At 74.7% G+C, this 1,578-nt stretch carries 1 protein-coding gene; it reads right to left on the reverse strand.

Translation table 11 applies throughout. The features are described 5' to 3' along the window. Positions 1-237: 237 nt before the first annotated feature. A partial coding sequence (locus J0670_RS37705) for a CehA/McbA family metallohydrolase (RefSeq protein ID WP_207817279.1) occupies positions 238-1,578 on the reverse strand: 1,341 nt, incomplete at its 5' end.

Raw genomic sequence — 1,578 nt, forward strand, 5'->3', positions numbered from 1 at the left:
GTTCACAGCTGCTGATCCCTTCGCGGGGCCGGGGACGGACGGGTAGCCGGGGCGAGGCGGTGGGAGTGCGAAGGAGCCGGTCGGCCCGGAACCGGACAGCCGACCGCCTCGTCCCTACGACTGATGCGTTTCGGGGATCAACCTAGTCCAAACGAGTGGTCCGAGTCGTCCCCCTCCCGGTCCCTGGGCGGGTCGCCGGGGCGTGCCGGACCCGCTCCAGGACCACCCCGGGACCCGTCAGCGATCCTCCGCGCGCAGCACGATCGGGTTGGTGAGCGCCGCCATCGGGCCCCAGGGCAGGTCCGGACCCATCGAGTTGCCGTGGCCCGGCGTGCCGTCCGCCCTGGGGTGGCGCACCTCGGCCCGGACGTAGGCGGCGAGCGAGGCGGTGGTGCGCCAGACCACGGTGCCGGAGCCGTCGGCGGGCAGCGACTCCTGGTGCAGTTGCCCCTCGTCGGTGAGCAGCCGGACGGTACCGCCGGGCACGCCGGAGACGGTGAGCCGGACGTCCACCGGGGCGTCGGCCGGGACGGTCAGCTCCTCGCCGATGCCCGCCCGGCGGCCGTGGCCGGTGGCGGTGAAGTCGAGCCGGACGGCGGAGGACTCGGCGAGCCAGCTGCGCCCGGCGCGCAGCCCGTCGAGGATCGCGTCGCGGGTGAGGTCCTCGGCGAGGACGACGTTGTGCGGGGAGCCGATCACCTGCGGGGCGCTGTGCGCGTCGCTGTTGCCCATGGCGGGCAGCCAGGAGCGGCCGTCGCGCAGGGCGACGGCGAGCCGGGAGTCCCAGGTGTCCACGGCCGACTCGTCGTCGTACGTCCAGGGCCCGTTCCACACCTCGACGGCGTCGGCCTGCTCGTAGCCGAACTTCCACTGGCAGGCGACGTACGGGCAGTACGGGTGGGCGGGCACCACGAGGCCGCCGGAGCGGTGGACCTGGCGGGCGAAGCGCGGGTACTCCTCGTCGCGGGAGCGGTAGCGCCAGTCGACGAACTGGCCGGCCTCCAGGCCGAGGGCCAGCCAGTGGCCGTTGCGGGTGGTGACCTCCTCGCCGGGGATGATCAGCAGGTCGGGGCCGGCCAGCGGACCCCAGACGGCGTGCGAGGAGCTGGTGTTGTGGTCGGTGGAGACGATGAAGTCCAGTCCGGCCTCGCGGGCTCCGGCCGCGACCTCCTCGGGCAGGCGCCGGCCGTCGGAGTGGACGGTGTGCAGGTGGCAGTCGCCGCGGTACCAGGCCCGGCCGCGGCTGCGGGCCCGCTCCGGCGGGTAGTGCGGGGTGAACTCGGGCCCGGGCGCGCCGAATCGGAGGGTGACCTGGACCCGGTAGTCCAGGCCCTGCGGGGCGACCTGGTACGGGCCGAGGACGATGTGCCAGGTGCCCGGGTCGATCGGGCCGGGGAGGTAGCCGGGGGTCGCGGTGTCGCGGGCGAGGGCGAACTCGGTGCGGAAGCCGCCGGACCAGCCGCGGAAGCCGGGGCTGCCGAGGTCGGTGCCGCGGGCGTCGAAGATGCCGATGTCGCAGGAGTTGCCGGGGGTGCCGGCCGGGACCTGGGGCTTGTCGTAGCTGTAGGAGACGGCGAT

Source organism: Streptomyces sp. FH025 (assembly GCF_017427025.1).
GTDB lineage: Bacteria > Actinomycetota > Actinomycetes > Streptomycetales > Streptomycetaceae > Kitasatospora.